Annotated in this window: 20 protein-coding genes and 1 pseudogene; 5 read left to right on the top strand and 16 right to left on the bottom strand. The window is 62.8% G+C overall.

Features of this window, described 5'->3' with window-relative positions:
- Window positions 1–5 precede the first annotated feature (5 nt).
- The gene (locus Mschef_RS17460; RefSeq protein WP_136256298.1) at window positions 6–260 is read right to left on the bottom strand and encodes a hypothetical protein; all 255 of its coding nucleotides are present in this window, start codon (window positions 258–260) and stop codon (window positions 6–8) included.
- Window position 261: 1 nt separating this feature from the next.
- Window positions 262–1,263 (bottom strand): ParM/StbA family protein, encoded by a 1,002-nt coding sequence (locus Mschef_RS16085; protein ID WP_081130238.1) that lies wholly within the window; start codon window positions 1,261–1,263, stop codon window positions 262–264.
- Window positions 1,264–1,977: 714 nt separating this feature from the next.
- On the opposite strand from Mschef_RS16085, the gene Mschef_RS17455 reads away from it, so the two are divergent.
- Genes Mschef_RS17455 through Mschef_RS16065 form a run of 4 tightly spaced genes read left to right on the top strand, consistent with a single transcriptional unit; the run spans window position 1,978 to window position 6,333 of the window.
- Window positions 1,978–2,226: a hypothetical protein gene (locus Mschef_RS17455; RefSeq protein WP_136256297.1), complete on the top strand. Its 249-nt coding sequence runs from the start codon at window positions 1,978–1,980 to the stop codon at window positions 2,224–2,226.
- Window positions 2,223–4,394 carry a helicase C-terminal domain-containing protein gene (locus Mschef_RS16075; RefSeq protein WP_168708852.1) on the top strand — a complete coding sequence of 724 codons (2,172 nt, stop codon included), beginning with the start codon at window positions 2,223–2,225 and terminating at the stop codon, window positions 4,392–4,394. Before Mschef_RS17455 ends, Mschef_RS16075 begins: the two co-directional genes overlap by 4 nt.
- Window positions 4,391–5,662 carry a hypothetical protein gene (locus tag Mschef_RS16070; protein ID WP_136256296.1) on the top strand — a complete coding sequence of 424 codons (1,272 nt, stop codon included), beginning with the start codon at window positions 4,391–4,393 and terminating at the stop codon, window positions 5,660–5,662. The genes Mschef_RS16075 and Mschef_RS16070 overlap by 4 nt, the downstream gene beginning before the upstream one ends.
- On the top strand, window positions 5,659–6,333 hold the full coding sequence (locus tag Mschef_RS16065) for a hypothetical protein (protein ID WP_136256295.1): 675 nt from the start codon (window positions 5,659–5,661) through the stop codon (window positions 6,331–6,333). Before Mschef_RS16070 ends, Mschef_RS16065 begins: the two co-directional genes overlap by 4 nt.
- A gap of 98 nt (window positions 6,334–6,431) precedes the next feature.
- Here Mschef_RS16065 and Mschef_RS16060 read toward each other — a convergent pair whose 3' ends face one another.
- The 11 genes and pseudogenes from Mschef_RS16060 to Mschef_RS17440 form a co-directional block, all read right to left on the bottom strand.
- Window positions 6,432–6,635, bottom strand: coding sequence for a hypothetical protein (locus Mschef_RS16060; RefSeq protein ID WP_136256294.1), 204 nt, complete (start codon window positions 6,633–6,635; stop codon window positions 6,432–6,434).
- Window positions 6,636–6,795: 160 nt separating this feature from the next.
- Window positions 6,796–7,251, bottom strand: a complete 456-nt coding sequence (locus Mschef_RS16055) for a hypothetical protein (RefSeq protein ID WP_136256293.1) — start codon at window positions 7,249–7,251, stop codon at window positions 6,796–6,798.
- Between the two features lie 3 nt (window positions 7,252–7,254).
- On the bottom strand, window positions 7,255–7,962 hold the full coding sequence (locus tag Mschef_RS16050; protein WP_081130231.1) for a hypothetical protein: 708 nt from the start codon (window positions 7,960–7,962) through the stop codon (window positions 7,255–7,257).
- Window positions 7,959–8,465, bottom strand: a complete 507-nt coding sequence (locus Mschef_RS18215; RefSeq protein WP_081130230.1) for a DUF3617 domain-containing protein — start codon at window positions 8,463–8,465, stop codon at window positions 7,959–7,961. The genes Mschef_RS16050 and Mschef_RS18215 overlap by 4 nt, the downstream gene beginning before the upstream one ends.
- A 322-nt stretch (window positions 8,466–8,787) precedes the next feature.
- Window positions 8,788–8,931, bottom strand: a pseudogene (locus Mschef_RS18495) (helix-turn-helix domain-containing protein); the annotation flags it as partial.
- Between the two features lie 153 nt (window positions 8,932–9,084).
- Window positions 9,085–9,357 carry a hypothetical protein gene (locus Mschef_RS16035; protein ID WP_081130229.1) on the bottom strand — a complete coding sequence of 91 codons (273 nt, stop codon included), beginning with the start codon at window positions 9,355–9,357 and terminating at the stop codon, window positions 9,085–9,087.
- 705 nt (window positions 9,358–10,062) lie between these two features.
- Window positions 10,063–10,578, bottom strand: coding sequence for a hypothetical protein (locus Mschef_RS16030; protein ID WP_081130228.1), 516 nt, complete (start codon window positions 10,576–10,578; stop codon window positions 10,063–10,065).
- A gap of 10 nt (window positions 10,579–10,588) precedes the next feature.
- Complete coding sequence (locus Mschef_RS16025) at window positions 10,589–12,472, bottom strand: DNA cytosine methyltransferase (protein ID WP_242426576.1); 1,884 nt, start codon at window positions 12,470–12,472, stop codon at window positions 10,589–10,591.
- Window positions 12,462–12,734, bottom strand: a complete 273-nt coding sequence (locus Mschef_RS17450) for a hypothetical protein (RefSeq protein ID WP_136256292.1) — start codon at window positions 12,732–12,734, stop codon at window positions 12,462–12,464. Before Mschef_RS17450 ends, Mschef_RS16025 begins: the two co-directional genes overlap by 11 nt.
- Before the next feature lie 17 nt (window positions 12,735–12,751).
- Window positions 12,752–13,177: a DUF5983 family protein gene (locus Mschef_RS17445; RefSeq protein ID WP_136256291.1), complete on the bottom strand. Its 426-nt coding sequence runs from the start codon at window positions 13,175–13,177 to the stop codon at window positions 12,752–12,754.
- Between the two features lie 126 nt (window positions 13,178–13,303).
- Entirely contained in the window at window positions 13,304–13,735 is a 432-nt protein-coding gene (locus tag Mschef_RS17440; protein WP_136256290.1) for a hypothetical protein, read from the bottom strand.
- 59 nt (window positions 13,736–13,794) lie between these two features.
- On the opposite strand from Mschef_RS17440, the gene Mschef_RS17435 reads away from it, so the two are divergent.
- Window positions 13,795–14,571, top strand: coding sequence for a hypothetical protein (locus Mschef_RS17435; RefSeq protein WP_136256289.1), 777 nt, complete (start codon window positions 13,795–13,797; stop codon window positions 14,569–14,571).
- A 138-nt stretch (window positions 14,572–14,709) separates the two neighbouring features.
- On the opposite strand, the gene Mschef_RS18490 is transcribed toward Mschef_RS17435, so the two are convergent.
- From Mschef_RS18490 to Mschef_RS16010, 3 genes are read right to left on the bottom strand one after another with little or no spacing between them, the layout of a single operon-like run.
- Entirely contained in the window at window positions 14,710–14,967 is a 258-nt protein-coding gene (locus tag Mschef_RS18490; RefSeq protein WP_425480070.1) for a zinc ribbon domain-containing protein, read from the bottom strand.
- On the bottom strand, window positions 14,867–15,916 hold the full coding sequence (locus Mschef_RS16015; protein WP_081130225.1) for a transposase: 1,050 nt from the start codon (window positions 15,914–15,916) through the stop codon (window positions 14,867–14,869). Before Mschef_RS16015 ends, Mschef_RS18490 begins: the two co-directional genes overlap by 101 nt.
- Window positions 15,913–16,773, bottom strand: a complete 861-nt coding sequence (locus tag Mschef_RS16010) for a DUF5131 family protein (RefSeq protein WP_081130224.1) — start codon at window positions 16,771–16,773, stop codon at window positions 15,913–15,915. The genes Mschef_RS16015 and Mschef_RS16010 overlap by 4 nt, the downstream gene beginning before the upstream one ends.
- Between the last annotated feature and the right edge of the window lie 205 nt (window positions 16,774–16,978).

Raw genomic sequence — 16,978 nt, 5'->3', positions numbered from 1 at the left:
TCCGTCTACCACGCTCGCCGCAACTCGATGGCATCGGGTTGATCTGGCGGCAATGAAGCCGGATCCCGCACGTCGCGCTCCGTCCCAGCGCGAGTCGCCGGTTCAAGCGCAGGCGTTTGCATGCCCGACTGATTCTGATGGCCAATTTCGGCCATCACACGAAGAAATCCTGCACGCATACGTGTAGGCAGTTTGGTGAGCGCAGATCCAAGCGGCGCATCGACAGGCACTGCAACCTTCACCACAATGAGTCGGCTCATGTCAGATCCCTGGCCGCATCGACCACAGACGGAATCCGTTCGCGTTCGCCATCACTGGGTTCCGCAATACGACGATCCGCGCGTGCCCAAAGGCCGCCTTGGTTGCCTCCTCAAAGAACCTCGCGCCACCGCCGGTCAGCAGCACCATGCTCACTGCGCCGGCTTCACGCAGGCAGGTTTTGATCTTGCTCAGCACCAACTCGGACACGGTGGCCGAACCATGAGCGACGGCATCCCGCACATCAATGCGCTTCCCTGCAATACTCACGACGTCCGCGCCATCCCGGACAATTCTGAACAGACGCTCCGCCGTGACCGGAACTCCGCACTCCTTATCTATATATGCAGCTGCGTCCTGGAGCACCGCGGCGCCAGCGCGGAAGCTCGATCCACTGAACTCGCGGCGAACGGCCTGATCGACCAGATACACCCAGTCCGCCGAATAGTGCCCAACATCGATCACCAAGACCGTCTCGTATTTCACACTGGCCGCAGGGACCGTATCGCTGGCGCCGTAATAGGCGCCAACGGCTTGCGGAATCACTTCAACGCGCTTGACATTCACAATGTGGCCGTCGCGTATGACATGCTTTCCAGAGAGGCGTGACTGCAAGGCGTGCACGCGTTCGTCATCACGCATGTGTTCGACGGGGAGCCCGGTAACGATGTGGTCGACTTCGTTGGAACGAAGCATCGATAGGACGCCTTTGTATATGGCGAGATAGGCTTCTGTTCGGGTGAAATCCTCGTTCAGATAGCTCACTCCGCCAGCGATGGCATCAGGGTCGACGAAAGCACCCCATTCGCGGCCATCAACCGTCACGCGGACGATCTCGGTCCGCGCCTCACCGCTGCCAAGTCCGGTCGGACAAAGCCCGAATGGGGCGGCACCGGAATGAAGGACTAAATTACGCGCCGGCGTGTACTGATCCGACGTGAAGCTGATCTTGGTCTGACCATAGCCAATGTCGAGTCCTACGTGCATTGCTTTCAGCTCCATCATGAAGGGTCGCGAACAGCCTAGCAGGCGAAAGCGTCACCACCGGCTACGGAAATACCTCTCAGAGGGCAAACGAGCGGTTCCGAATGTGACAGGGGCCGGCAGGGGCCGGCAGGGCACCGCTGGTTACGAAGAGGCGGCATACCAACGAACACCGCGGCCCCACACGGCCCCACAGGGGCCGACGCGGATAGAGCGCACATGACGCTGCGGTTGGATCCAAGCGCTACGGCCTCGGTGGGGCCGACACGTGCCCACAGAGGCCGAAGAACCGTAATGCCAGAGTGCGCGCGAAGTACTACGGCCCCACACGGACCCAGCGAGGCCGTGTGGGCCTGTGTATAACCGCGTACAGCCAATGTAGTCGCGCGCATACAAACAACGTCCATCCACGCGCTCTGCGGCCACCAGTACCGCACACCCTGAGCGCAATTCAACCATGCGTGCCGCCGCATGAAGACGGTGCATTGAGGCGCACAAACCTCGGCACCCATGGGTGATTTAGCTGAACGAACATAGTGGCGCGAGTGGTAGACAAGAAAGGCACTCGCGCCACTAATGAGTAGAAACAGTGGCGCGAGTGGTCGACAAAAGTGCGTGATGGAAACTGAACGAGTGGCGATAGCGTGCTGCGGGAACAACAAAACGGACCACTTGCCAGAATTGCAACGCGTGCTAGAAGAAAGGTACCGGAGTAGTACACACAAGGAGCGTCATATGGACCAGATGCAAGGACTTCGACAGTTGTACAAGCTGGCGGGCGTGGAAAAGCTTGGTGGCAGCTGGGATGCATTCGTGCGCGACCCGCACGCTGTGCTCGAGCAGGTAGGCCAATATGACGCCATGGCGGCCATCCGCGCGGGGCACCGCCCTCTTCTGCCGTCGCAGGTGCGCCTGCGCCAGCAGCTCGAGGCGGAATGGGCGAAGCAGGGCCACGTCGTTCACTTGAAGACGATCAAGGCATGAAGCTCAGCACTGAAACAGTCGCCGACCTTAAGGCGTGGTTCCAGGCCATCCAGACCGGATGGCCTGGCTTTGTCCGTAGGCCACAGCAAGACCGGATGGTGGCGGCGATAGCCGATGCGCTGCAGGCCGCAGCTGCGGCGGATGACGGGGAAAACGGTAGTGCTATGGCGATCGATGCGCCGACGGGCGTTGGAAAGTCGATGGCCTACCTTGTCCCTGGTATAGCAGCCGTGAAGCGTGTTGAGAACCGGAAACTGCTGGTGTCGACTGCGACGGTTGCGCTGCAATCCCAACTGGAACGGGATCTGCGTGCGCTTGTGGCTATTGCGCCGGTGAAGTTTGGTCATCGAATCCTGAAAGGTCGCGCACGCTACGTCTGTGATCGGAACCTAGCCTTGTTGGACGGCAAGGATCAAGCGCAGACGAACCTTGGATTCGTTGATGAGCCGATGGAGGCGTGGCCTTTCAAGCCGGAATTGGAAGAGGTGGATCTGGTGGCTGCAATGCTGGCCGCGCGGGTCAAGGGTGAGGGGTCATGGGATGGCGACCTGGATTCATGGCCTGACCATGTGCCTGAGCGTGTCATTCCTTTGGTGACGACGACGGCGCCGGCCTGCGCGGGCCAGGCGTGTCGCAATTACCATCGCTGCCCATTCGTGGTGGCGCGCCGCGGCTGGGATGATGCGGATGTTCTGGTGGTGAATCACGCCCTGTTGTTGGCGGATGCAGCTCTGGGTGGTGGCGCGGTGCTGCCGGACCTGTCGGGCTGTTATCTGGTTGTGGATGAGGCACACAAGCTGCCCGAGGCGGCGATTGAGGCGGCGTCGGGAAAGCTGGTGCTGGCCGGCTACAAGAAGGCGGTCCATGAGTTGGAGGGTTCGCTGCGCAAGGTTGAAGGGCTGATGCGCAAGCACGCGAGTCCGGAGCGCGCTGGGAAGCGTGGGGACGCCATTGCCAGGATCACGGAAGGATTGGCGGAACTGGACCGCTTGGTGCAGGCGAAGCTGCCGGCACAGGATAGCGCCAAGACGCACCGGGTCCGGTACGGCCGGGTGTACGGCCAACCGACGCAGGCGGATCTGTCACGGGAGGATGTGAGGCATCTGCAGAAGCTGGCGGATTTGCTGGGTGCGGCGATCGAGCTGAAGCGTCAGTTGGAGAAGGTGACGGAGGACATGAACAAGGCCGTTGGATCAGGCGTGGTAGACGCGTCAGTGGCTGGAAAGGTGTCCAGGCTGATTGGGGATGCCCACGGATTTGTGTCGGCGGTGGAGAAGTGTTCGGAGCTCCTGATGCAGATAGCTGAAGGAGTGCCTGGTGCCATCTGGTCCGAGCGTGACGGGAAAGGCGTGGTGAAGGTGATGGCGGCGCCGTTGGATGTGTCGGGGTGGCTGGCTGGGGCGGTATGGAAGCGTGCTGCTGCTGCGGTGGCGACGTCGGCGACGCTGCGCTCGATGGGTGATTTCGGTCATTTCGTGAGGCGGTCAGGCATTGACCGTGTGGATGGCTACCGTACGTTGACGGTGCCATCCCCGTTTGAGCTGGAGCGAGCGGCCGTGCTTCGGATACCGCGGCTTGGGGTGCAACCGAAGGACGAGGCACGGTACATGCAAGCGGTGCTACGGGAACTGGGGCAGTGTGTGGACCCTGGTGAGGCGACGCTGGTGCTGTGTGCGAGCCGGGCAATGATGGAGGCGATCCGGGATGGATTGCCGCCGGCGTTGAGGGTGATCTCACGGGCGCAGGGTGATCGGCCGTTGAAGGCTTTGTTGAGGGAGCACGTTGAGGTTGTCCGCGCTGGCGAGGGGTCGATCATGCTGGGACTGGCCACGCTGGCGGAAGGTGTCGACCTTCCCGGAGATCTGTGCCGGCACGTTGTGATCGTGAAGGTGCCATTTGCGTCCCCGGATGATCCGGTGAGTCGTGCCCGGGATGCGTGGATGCAGGCGCAGGGGCGATCGGTGTTTGGCGAGGTAGCTCTGCCTGAAGCGCACCGGCGGCTGGTGCAGGCCTGTGGGCGCCTGATTCGGTCAGTCACGGATACGGGTCGGATCACGCTGCTGGATGATCGGCTGCTGGATACGGCGTGGGGTCGACGCATGGTGGAGCATCTGCCGGCGTACGGGCGTGATCGTGAAGAAGTGAAACCCAAGGAGGAAGTTGCGTGAGAAGCAAGAAGAATCAGGAGTTGACGCGGATGGCGTGTGAGATTGCCAAGGCGATGGATGTTCACTTGGTGGCGCCTGGTGAGGATCCGCATGGTGTGGTGATACTTGGAGGGACGTCTGAGCAGAGCGTGCACGATGTGCGGGCTGAGTTGCTTGGGCAGGATCCGGACTGGCGATTGTCGGACGAGGCCACGTACAACGATCGGACAGAGCTGCCGTGTGTTGAAGCGGCGGTGAAGCTGGAAGAGTTGGCGAAGCGCTGCATACGAGCAGCGGCCGAGCGTCAGGGTGTGGCGGTGAGTCCGAACGTGGTGGGGATGTTGCGCAAGGACGTGATGAAGACGGCGTGGGGCATTGAGGATCGTGGTGACTTGATCAGCAAGGCGGCGCATGCGTGCAGGGATGTGGTCATGGCAGCGGCAGGGAGGGGCTGGGACCTTTCGCTGCACCACATGGAAATGAGGGCCTGGGGCTATGGATGCGTGATTCCATCGACCAAGGTATTGGCTGATGCCGTGCAGCAGGAGCAAGCGTACAGCGCGTTGTCAGCTGAGCATGAAGCGCTTGGGGCGCTGTGGATACCGGAGGTGCGGGATCGCGTACGCAAGGCGTTGGGGTGTGAGCCGAGTGTGAGTGCCTATGCAGCGCAGGTGAAGGATGCGTTGGGCATGAGCGAGGCGGCTTGGGCGGGCATTCAGCGGGTGGCTGAGCGCGATTTGGGCTTGCTGTTCGGGATGCTGGGCGGGCTGGAGGTACTGGATCACGGTGTGATCTGGGGTTTGGCGGAGGCTTTCGCTCGGGCGCACGAAGAGATTGGCGTGATGTGGTATTCGGTTCCGGGTTGGAACATCACGGAGGGTGCGCGGACAATGTTGTACGTGCTGGCGAACGTGCCGGAAGGGCTCAATGGGGTGGCGCATCGGAAGGGTGCCGACCGGGGCGAGCTTGGTGCGGCGATTCTGGCGGCGGGCGAGATTTTGGCGGCGTTTGAACTCGCCGAAACGGTGGGTCCTGTGCCGGCTGGAGAAAAGGCGTGTTTTGCGACGCATGAGCTACCGCCGTGCAAGAATGAGACGTTCTGGCATGGCCGTGGCCAAGCCATGGTGGACTGGCTGGTGGATGGGGTGATCAGGAGGCCTGTGGAGCTGGTGCTGGGGCTACGGGAAGCGTGGGCTGGAGATCGGTACGAGGATCAACCGGAGCAGATCAGCGCTTGGGCGATGCAGGCACAGGAGCGGTGGCGCGCGGCGCGCGGGGTGCAGGCATGAACGTGGAACGGGATGAGGCAGAGTGGCGGAGGATTGTGGGGCCATCGCTGCGTCCGTTGAAGCTCGACTCGCCGGAATGCAACGGGATGCGCATGGAGCAGCTCGAGCGGTGGTCGGACGCGGCGCAGGCCGGATTGGCGCGGGTGCGACGGCTGCGGTCCGATGTGGCGGACCGGGTGCTGGCCGCGCTGTATCTCATGGGTCATGGGCCGCGGTGGATCCAGGCGTATTTCGAGACGATCACCTGGCTGGTGGATGATGAGGGGGCAGCGAAAGCGGTGGACCGGCTGGTGGAGTTGACGTGGGCCGAGGGACTTGCGGAGGTGATGGGACGCATGAAGTTCTCGCGGAAGATGGAGCGGCTGCAAATTCAGCCACAGCGCAAGCGCCACGTGGAGATCTGGCGGAGCTACGGCGTGGCGTTGCTGGCGCTGGGCGGGCTGTTGGGCCGGATGCAGGCGGTCGGCATGGACGCCGAGGACGTGGCTGCGCAGCGGGAAGCGTGGGGCGAGTGGGTCATGCGGCGTCCGGTGGAAGCCGGTGTGGAGGGGATGCGGTATGCGTTGGCGACGGCGTTCGATCGGGACGCGGTGGTGGGGTGCGTGCCGGCGGATGTGAAGCGCATCCAGATCATGCGATGGCGTGAGCAGAACGAGCTGAAGTCGGTCTAGGTATGAGTTGCTGCCGTGGCGGGTGGCGCAGGGTGTTCCAGGGTGGAGTGGCGGCGGCTTGGCTCGAGGGCGCGTGGTAATCCAGCGAGCCTGCGCGATCAACGAAGTCGCGCGATGCAATCGCGTCGCCACATGGCGCGGGTCCAGCTTGAAACGTGGCCATCAGGAACGCGCGCATAGATCAGTCCGCGGCGCAGGTCGATGTCGAGAATCTCGGCTATGACCTCGCCGCCGAGATACAGTCGCAGGCGGTAGCGGCCTCCGATCTCGGGCCGCAACGGGTGGGTTGGGTGCGGTGTCATCGCGCAATCATCGCTGAAACGAAGATGCGCACGCTCCTATGGCGGTATGGACTGGGCATGCCCTGCCCTGCTGCGATCGCGGTGAGGCCGTGATGCCAAGGGAGCGGAACGCGAGATCAGGCCGCGCCGTTCCCTGAGTGGTTGAGTTGCAGACCGCCGATCAGGCGTGACGCGCCATCCAGCGTGCAAGGACGCGACAGGTTGTGTCGAACTGGATCTGGTCGCGCAGGGTGGCGTTTCTGAAGCTGAGAGGCGGGCCGCCTTGGTCGAGCTCGAGCGAAACCAGGTAGGAACGCGCATCAGCCGGAACGCGGCGTGACGCGCCGACCGTGAGTGATCGGATGCACTCGTGGCCGAGCGTATGCAGTTCGTTGCGGTGACGACGGATGGTGCTGGGTGAGCGCCGGCACTGGATCTGATCCAGCAGGCACCGATGGAAGAGATCGCGCAGTGCTGACGCAAATACGCGCAGTTTGGGAGTGCGGTTGCGGTCGCAAGTCCAATCGTTGGGCCATTGCCGCAGGGGGTTGAGCATTCTGGCGTTGTGGTCGCCAGGCGTGTTGGACCGCACGTCCGCGTAGTTGAGGCGAACCGTGTGCCGACGGCCTCTGATCATGGTTCATTCCTGGAGCGCGGCACGCTTGCTCAGAATCTGCGCGCCGAGATCGGCAATCGTCCAGTGGTACATAGCCCCCACGCCGCGTCCGGTCACGCGGCGAATAGCCAAGTTCTCCAACTCCAGGAATTTGCCGACGAGTTTGGTGATGCCGAGTTGAGTTGAGTTGGAGCCCGGGGCTTCTTGCATCCGCGTCAAGATGTCTGCGACGTGGTCTGACACGGCGCCATCCTGTTGCAATCCTTTGTGGGCATGCACATGGCAGTACCACAGTTCCGAGGTCGCCCGCTTGATGATCGTGGCGACATCGCTGGGCAAGAACGGCCACGGACTGCAGGTTCGAGTATTCCGACACCCTGGGTGGTTGCACTGGATGTCTGGAATCAGCTCGGGGTGGTTGCGCCAGGCAAGGAATGTCACGGCTTCGCCACGGCTGCACTGATACTGCGCCGCGATATGGTCGGGCAAGCGCTCTCGCCAGCGAGGCAACTCTGCAGTTGGCACGCGCACGGTCAGCAATGTACCACCCTGGTGTTCGCCGCGGACCTGAACCGACACATATTCCGCGAGCTCTCTCGGGAGCGACTCGAGCAGCCACATTTCGTTGCCGGTGATGGTGACGCCGAGAGTTTGCAACGCAGCAATGAACTCATCGACGGCCAGCACCATGCGTTGCGCGATGGCGACGACGTTGGGTGCTTCGCTGGTCATGATGCGGAGTGCATGGATGCCGGGCACTGCCCGATGCGGTGACCTTGGGCCGAAATGTTCACCAGCGCGGCGGGAATCGGCATCGGCGCGCCCGTGATGCGTTGGTGCACGGTGCCATCGAAACGGATCTGACTGCCGTGGTCGCTGGGTGAGATCTCGAAAGACTCATGCAGGTGCGTGACCATGTTATTGGGCTCCGTGGCGGTGCAGGACATGGTCACGTGGTAGCCGATGTTGCTGGTCTGCAGCGTCGGCGCCGTGCATTTGATGTTGGCTGGCAGCTTGGGCATCAGCGGCAGTTTGGCTGGGTCGGTGTCCTTGATGCATTGCTGCGCGCTCTGGTTCATGGCTGGAACCGCGTGCCCGTCCATCGTGACCTGCGAGTGATAGTGGAATTGCCACAGTCCGGGCTGTAGATGGGTTGAGGGTGGGGTGGCCAGCGCCAGCGCCGGCAGGGCGGCGAGCACGAGGCACAGAATCGCGCGACGGAAGTTGAAGTTCATGGGGTTTGCGTCCTTGGATGGGTGGTAGCTGCAGCCAGAAGGGCGAGTGATCGTAAGGTAGTCTGAGTCTCACGTCCCGTCCTCTCCGCCGGTTCCAAACCGGCGTTTCGGGCGGTTCGGCGCGCAGCACGCCGCGGCGGCGGAAGCGCGGGTACTTCGCGCGCTGGGCGAAGAAGCACGCGAAGGCGCGCTCCTGGTCCCGCAGGACCTGGTTGAACGGCTCGCGCGGCAGCGCGCCGAGCCAGGCCGTGTCCGGTGCGGCGCGCAGCTGCGTGAGCTCGCGGCTCAGCGCGACCCAGTTGATCCGGGTGCCGTCTGCGCGGTACGCCGTACTGCGCCGGGCCAGCGCCCAGTTCCACACGAACCTCGCCGCGCCGGCGAGCTGCGCCAGATGGCGCGCCTGGACCCGGTTTGGGTACACGCGCATGCGGTACGCACGCTCGATGGTGGGCACGGTTTCGCTCATGGCGTCATTCAACCGCGAACCTGTCGCACGGCGTGAGACGACGACGCGATACCCGCCGGACGTCCGCCTCGCTCGCGCGCAACGCCTGGGCTGGCTGGCCCGCGACCGCCGTTCGGCACGCTCCGCAGTGACTCATGGCCAGCGGGGTCTTCGTCATCCGTGACTCATCCGCGGCAGGAGCCAGCGCTCGAGGTGGTCGGCGCTGTCGGTGGCCACGTAGTGCGTGACATCGGCGTTACCGTAGGCGATGAGGTAGTGTCGATCGTCCTCCGCGCCGTAGGCCCAGGCATCGACGAAGCCATTGTCGCGGCCGCCAACGGCGGTGTGGGTGAGGTCAGGCGGCTGGCGGGTGGCTCGCAGCGCCTCGATGGTGGACTGGGCGATGCGCGCGGTGTTGAACGGATCGGGATGGGCTTGCAGCTGCATGGTGCGTACTCCTTGGCTTGGGTCACGGGCGTGGATGCCCACGACCACGATCGCACGCCGCCGACGTGTGGCAAGGGGGCACTGCTGCTGGTTGCGCGATTTGAGCCTTCGGGCAGTTTCCGCGTGTTCACATCAATGGGCCGTCATGGCCTGAAATGATTTGCGCGCGGCCGCCGCGCAGCTCGCTGCGCTGTGACTCATGGCTGGCGTGGACTGTTCGCTCGGACGCATCCTGCAAGGGGTTGTCGACGGGCGTCGGCAGCCAGCGGATGCGAATTAAGGGCTGGTGCGCCACCCCACCCTACGCGAGCCATATGCTTGCACGGGCATATTGAGGAGCATGAATTCGCCCAATCGCGCAGGGTGATGCAATTAGGTAGGAAATCACGGGTGCGGCCGACTGGCGCCGAAACAGCCGAATACGCCGTGCAGGAAGCAAGCAAGTTGGTTTGGCTCGGGAACATGTGGGCGCATCGTTCCACCGCACAGGAGGGGGAGCGCCACGGACTCACAGATCATACCGTGACCAAAAACCTTCCTATTCCGCGAGCAAGAATTTTGCATGGTACCATGCAAAAGTTAACCCCCCGGCCTTTCGACCGAGGGGTTATAGGGCTGCCTCAAGGGCGTGCGCACCGCACAAGAGGCTCACTGGCGTGGACAGGGGATATCCAAGTCGCGGTGACTTGCGCCAGTGGGCGGACTCTAGGTCACCGAAACAACGCGTGTCAAGTTCCAGTCGGCATCCAGGGAAAGGTCGTGGTCTTGCTTGGTGCCGCGCTCGGTTTGGCAAGCCACAGGGCCAGGCGCCAACGCCTTGCGTGATCCAATCCATTTGTGAAGCTTTCGGCATGTTGCATCGAACACGCGCTGGTCAGACTCGCTTGCAAAGCGGGATGACAGCAGCGGCCCGCCGCAGTCATCGATCAAGGATTCAAGGATGGACCAGGCGCCATCATTCCCAGGCAGTTGACCGGTACTCACGGCGCGCAGGCACTCGTATCCGAGATTGAACAGCTCGCCGCGATGCCGGCGGAGTGTCGTCCGTGACGCGCCGCCAGCAATCAGGTCGTTCATGAAATCGCGAAACACCGCGGATAGGATGCGGCCAAGCGGTACCAGCGATTCGTCATCGGCCCAATTGACAGGCCAATCAAGCATGGACGTGAGCAACGCTTCGACGGTGGCTGCGCACAGCGCTGGTTTCTTCCGTGGACGCATGGATACGTTCTCAGGCGGCCATGATTTCGATCTGATCGACGTCACGACTATTGGCGCGAACGATCGCAGCCATTGGAGGCGGACTGACGCTGTTGCCGACAAGCCGCACACTGGCGCTCTTGCTCAGCACGCGCCCATCGGCAGTTCGATCGATGACGTACTCCGGTGGAAAGCCCTGGGCGCGGAATAAATCGGCCGGGGGCAACATGCGGAGCCCGAGGTCGACAATCACGTAGGGAACGCCACGCAGCGTGACTGTGACCAGCGCCAACAGGTCGCGGGTGGTCACGGTCGAGAGCGGCTTGTCGAGTTCTGAAAGTTGTCCGCCTTCGCTGTGGTATCGAATGAGGAATGCCGCAACACGAAGCGCTGAAGCTTCATCATCGGGGTTGAGCGTGCACTCCACGACAGCGTGATGTTCTCCGCCTGCACTGATGGTGTGCAGCGGCGCATCAACGGGCGCCGCGTGGCTTGTGCCGCGGAGCTTGGCCATGTGTACACTCACGAGGCGCTGCTTGCTGCCAGTGCCGCAGATGGTTGGCAGCGGCGCTCGCGGGTCGTGTCCGGCGCCATCGTAGAAGCCCCCGTTCGCCTGCTCGAGAAACGCCGTCAGGATGCCCATGGCGTGAGCTGCACCGGCAGGCCGCGCGGCACCAGCGCCGCTGGTGATGGTGGGAAGTGGCGCGTCGATTGGGCCGCCGTCGCTATCGAAACGAAACTTCACCAGGTGCGCGGCGGCGATCGCATGCCCGTTGCTTGCGGTGATTGTGCCAAGCGCATCATCGACTGCATGCGCACCACTACCCCAGCGTTGGGCGCGCCCTGGCTGCCCGTCGCCATGCGCGGCCTGTACCAGCGTCGGGGCCACCAATGCATGGGAGCCGCCCCTGGGCCACGCGGTGATGACGCCGAGTGGATCGCTGGTGGTCGCAACGCCATTTGCCGATGCATTGGCGCACTGCACGATGAACGGCTCGACCGCATCGAGCACATAGCGGCGCATGCCCTTGGCGATGCGCCGGCACGTTGCCTCGGCCAGAGGCTTCTTGCGATCGAAGATGGACGGACAAGGCACCGACCAGTCGATGCAGTCGGCGGCCGTCACGTAAGGATGCAACCCGTGCGCTTCACCGTGCGTCGGCACCGGCCACCGGATCGGGAGACCGTCACAGCGCGCCACCATGTAGAGCCGCAAGCGCGTGGTCCCTGCCCCGTAGTCGCAAGCGCGAAGTTTGCGCCATTCGACCGCATAACCCAGCGACTGGAGCGCACGTACAAACTGACGCCATGTGCGCCCGGCGTGGCGACGATCGGGAACCAGGAACTGCTCCCATACCGGCACGCGCTCGCCAAGCGCCGCAACGCCCGACGGTTTGCCGTCGACGCCGATCTTGAGGACGCGGCCAGTAGCCTTGTCGCGTTTGGCAACCAGGGGACCCCATTGCAGGATCTGCGCGACGTTCTCAAGGCTGATGATCCGCGGCGCTCGGCCCGCGCGGGCAAGACGGCCAGCCCACTTCAGCACGACCCAACTCAGCGAGCGCGTGGCCTTTGACCTCGGCTGACCGCCCTTGGCTTGCGAGAAGTGGGTGCAATCCGGACTCGCATGTAACCAGCCCACTCGACGCACACCAACCTCGGCCAATGGGTCAGCCTGCCAGATGTCCTCACGCAGATGGCGCGTGGACGGGTGGTTCGCAGCGTGTAACCCGAGCGCAATGGCATCGTGGTTGATGGCGATATCGGGATCACGGCCGAGCGCCTGGCGCAGGGCCTCGCTGGCGCCACCGCCGCCGGCGAACAGGTCAACAACCATTTCGCCGGGGCCGGGAATCGCCATTCTGGGCGCAGTCTGGGCAGCAGACGCGGTGCGGTCCATCGAATCAGGGCGCATCAGAAGCTCCTGTAGCCAAGCGCTTGGCCGCATCAATGCCGGAAGCCGTCATGAACACGGTGAAGCTCCTATAGGCATTGGGTTCGTCATTCACGACCAGATAGCCTCGGCGCGATAAAGCCAACGCGCTCTGTTTTTCCTCGGGCGAACACTCGATCGACTGGTGACCTGGGTGCTCATCGCTTCGGATCTCTGAGTACAGAGAGATAAGCAATGCGGTTTGCTGATCAGACAGGCGGGATGATTTCTTGGATCCAGGCATGGCGAATACTCCTTGGACTACCACTCGTAAACGGGAAGATCCGACATGGTTGACGCGCAACTGTCGAAACGGATACGTGAGCAACCCAATGCCCTCGCCTTTTCGATGACAGATTCCAAGCCTGGCGCTGGATCTGGATCAGCCGGTTGAGTGTCAGCATCAATGACGACCAGCGTATAACCGCAATCACCGGACTGGCTGATAAAACTGGTTGGCGGACAGAAACCGGAGCGGAGCGCTACGTCGTCGGCCTCCGTGATATGCGCAGTGCTCAGCGTCAATACGGGCTCAAAACTGCTCATATCAAGGCCTTCAATGCGATGCGCAATGGATTTCGCGTGATCCTGTAACGACTCACTGCGATTGGCATGACAACCGTCTGCAATGGACTTCATGAAAGTCGATACATCGACAAGAATGCGATCGATGTTGGGCGATGCCATAGGAAGCTCCGGGTGGCGTGGTCGAGGTCAGAAGGATGCTGCCATGGAAACGGCGTAGGGCAAGACCGGTGAGGCATGCGAAGCGCCTGCAAATTGCAGCCAGTCATGACGTGAATGGCAGCGGCATCAGGATCGCGAATGCAAGAGTTCAGTGGCCTCGAAGTGTGCCAATCGATAGGCGCCGCAAAGTGTCGCGAGATCCGCTTCATCAAGATGCAGGCAGAGCACCTCGAGGCTGTCAGTCAGTACATCATCGACGCGGCCAGCGTGTTGAGCGATGGACACATGGAGGCGGCGTCGGTCTCGATGCTGCGGCACAGTGGAGTGCAGGAGCCTGCGATACGCGGCAAGGCATGGTGCGAGCTCATAGCGTGCGGCCTCGCGCTCCGCGGCCCGTTCATAGGCATCCGCCGGCGTGAGGCATTCACGCACGCGTCCGGCGCAGCGCCAGCCATTGCCGCTGTCCTTGTGCACGGTCCCGTCGTTCATGTATACCGTGACGGATGACAGGCCTTCGATGCGACCGACTTCGGTGCCGTGTTTGCTTAACGTGCTCATGGGCTTACCCATTGAATGCAAAACCTTGACTAACACAGGATTGCGCCAGCGCAAGAGGCATGAACAACAACGAACAAACAGGGCCACGACAGGACTTGGCAAAATGGGCGCCACGTTCAATTCATTCCGAGCGTGAGGCTCGAGAACGGGTCGAACAGGCTGAAAGGCGGTGGTGGACCGAGTGCCGCGAAGCCACCGTGCGTGCCCACGAACAGGGTTATGTTGTGGTGCTTGGAACGGGTCGCCATTCAAGGCACGCGAGCGCCCATGCGACGCACCAGGAAGCCGAGCAAGCCGCCGTGGAGGCGGTGCGCAGTGCCAGGCACCTCGCACTTGGCATCATCCGGGCAAAGATCCTTCGCGGATGGGACGGTGCCACGCCATTCATGGGCGCAACGCTAGATACAGCGGCGCAAAGCATTCCCATACACATCCGGCGCGCACCATGCTCGAACGATGAGCTTGGAATGGATGCGGAGGGGTACACCAACGAACCGCCGGTTGTGGCCATATACCGAGGCGAATCAGTCGAGCATCCCGATGTGCAAATCACATGGGATGACGAACGTTCACGCTCTGAACTGGCATCACGCTATGAGTCAGGTATGCAGCGCAAGCAGGCAGAGGTCGCAGCGGCTTTGCGTCAGTTTGCACAGAAAACTGCGACAGCTGACCTGGTCATGGACACGCGAATGAAATGTCGGGAGGTGACCACCGCGGACGGCGAGCACGTGGTTATTCTTGGGCCTGTGCGGCTGGATCATTCAGGAAACGCCGAGGCAAGAGCGGCCTTACCTGATGGGGCTAGAGTCTGGCTCCCTGTAAGCGCTTTTTGACCGTTGGCTTGCTGTGGCCATGCCTTGTGGTCGACGCCATCAAGCAAGCTGCCGGCCTTGCGCTTGCCGATCCGCAACAGCCCGTCATTCCCATCCGCCGGCGCCCACTCGCCCCACTGCTTGAACAGGTGCTCATGACTACCCGTCGTCCTCACTGATCCTGCCTCGCAACGCGTTTGCTTGCTGGCTCGGCGGTGAGGGCGATGGGTATCTCGTTCCCGCAGACGGCGGCTCGCACCCGAGCCGGAGAATGTTCCTGGCCGCGTTGATGTCGCGGTCGTGAGTGACACCGCACTCACAAGTCCATTCCCTTACAACGAGCTGCCTTAGACCGCTGGGGCCGGTGTGCTGGCCACAGCTGGAACATGCTCGCGTGGTGTTTCTTTCGTTGACGATCTCGACGCTGCGACCGGCCCGATGGCCCTTGTACTGCAGCTGCGTCTTGAGCATCCCCCAGCCGGCGTCCAGCACGGACTTCGCCATCCGTGTCTTGGCCAGCTTCAGGCTGCTCACGGTCGCCAACGACGATGTGCTGGTAGTCCTTCACGATGCTGCTGGTGAACACGTGGAGCGCATCCAGTCGGCGGTTGGCGGCTTTGGCGTGGTACCGCTTCGCCTGCCGCTTGTGCCCCCGGCGCTGGGCCTGTGCGATCTTATCCTCGATGTCACGGTAGAACGCGCCGGCATCCAGCAGCGCGCCATCGCTGGTCGTGGCAACCCGCTTGAGCCCAAGGTCGATGCCCACCGCTTCGCGCGGGGCGACATCGCGAACGATCGGCCGCTTGACCGGTATGTTGAGGAACCACTCGCCCAAGGCATTCTGCGCGAACGAGCCATCGGCGAACGTCACGCCTTCAAGCCGCTCGGCCTCGAACACGCGAAACGACTTCTTGCAGAACGTCACGCCACGACCGGTGCGCTTGATGCTGGCCGCCTTGAAGGGCACCCAGCCGAGGCTTCGCTTGGAGCCGGTGCTGATCCGCCAGCGCAGCTTCGCGCACTGGGCCTGCCGGCGCTTGGTCGCGATCTCGCCGTTGACCCGCTGGATGGTGTCCGCGCCAATCTGGTCGAAACACTTCGTCGCACCGGCGGACAGTTTGTCCAGATCGAACCCAGACAGCCACTTCGCCTTGCCGGCGAACGGCCGTGCGGCTTTGGCGCTGGTGGCGTTGCCCCAGTTCCACACCACATTGACCTCGCGCGACGCCTGGTCCAGCCACGGCCACGCTTCCGCACGCACTTTCAGGTGCAGCGTCGTCATGTAGGTGGTGGGTGCTTCAGTCACATGTTCACCTTCGTGGACAATTGCAGCGGAGTCATAAAAGAGCGGAACGAGACCCGTCATTCGATACGGCCAATCACCTCACGACCCTCTGCGACGCATCCGGGCCGGAGGGGGCGAAACATCCGTGTATCTTCGTAGTACGGAACGCCCGCCTGCGCGCACTCGTCGCGTAACGCCCGAGGCCATGCTGGCTCCATGGGGCGCGCGCCGGCGCCGGACTCGCCGCCGACCACAACCCAGTCAAGATCGCAAACCATCCCGCAGTGAGAGACACCGTAGGGGTCAGTGCACTGGCGCAACGTGCACGCTTGCCGCAGGTCGACCGGCCCCAGCAGCGGCTCGCACGACAGCCAGCGCACTGCGGCCGGGCACTGCAGCAGCAGGGGAATCCGGCCGTCGGCCGCGGACTGGTCTTCCACGCTGATACCAAGCCAGACGTTCGGAAGCGGCAGCTCCGGGAGTCCCGGATTGCGGCCACGGCTGATCACCCGCATCTGCTCTCCAATGGCGTGCTCGCGGTTGTCCGTGCGCTCACCCAGGTACGACAGCATCCGCTCCGGTCGCTTTGTCAGAACCTGGAAGGTGTGACGCGGTGCCAACGCCATGACGGCGAAGATTCGGTCGATCCATTCGTCCGGCACGTTTTCATGGAATAGATCCGACATGCTGTTGACGAAGATCAGGCGCGGTCTGGACCACCGCAACGGCTGGTCCAGCGCACCCTCCACGAAACGCAGCTGCTCATTCCATCCACGGGTTTTCGCGTGCACCAGACCTTCGTAGGGCTGCCTGGGGCCACTGAAGCGCGCCGCCACGGTCTCGGCATAGCAATGCACGCAGCCGGCCGAAACACGCGAGCAACCGCGTAGCGGGTTCCAAGTTGCGTCCGTCCACGAAATACCGGTGCGGTCACCCATCGTGATTCCCCGTCACAAGAGCAGCGTTGCCGGCATCGAGGTGAACGATACGGGCACGCACTTCGGACTGCGCAGCTTCCCAAGCCGCCTGCGCATCGCGAGCAAACTCTGAGAAGAATGCGCCGCGTTTGTCGCGACCCCACCCAACAGAAACACCGCGCACCTGCAGGCGCGCCTGGTAGAACTCACGCACTCTCGTTTGAAC

Source organism: Metallibacterium scheffleri (genome assembly GCF_002077135.1).
Taxonomy (GTDB): domain Bacteria; phylum Pseudomonadota; class Gammaproteobacteria; order Xanthomonadales; family Rhodanobacteraceae; genus Metallibacterium; species Metallibacterium scheffleri.
Note: the sequence above shows the minus strand (reverse complement) of the source record. Positions and strands in the feature narration are given on the sequence as shown.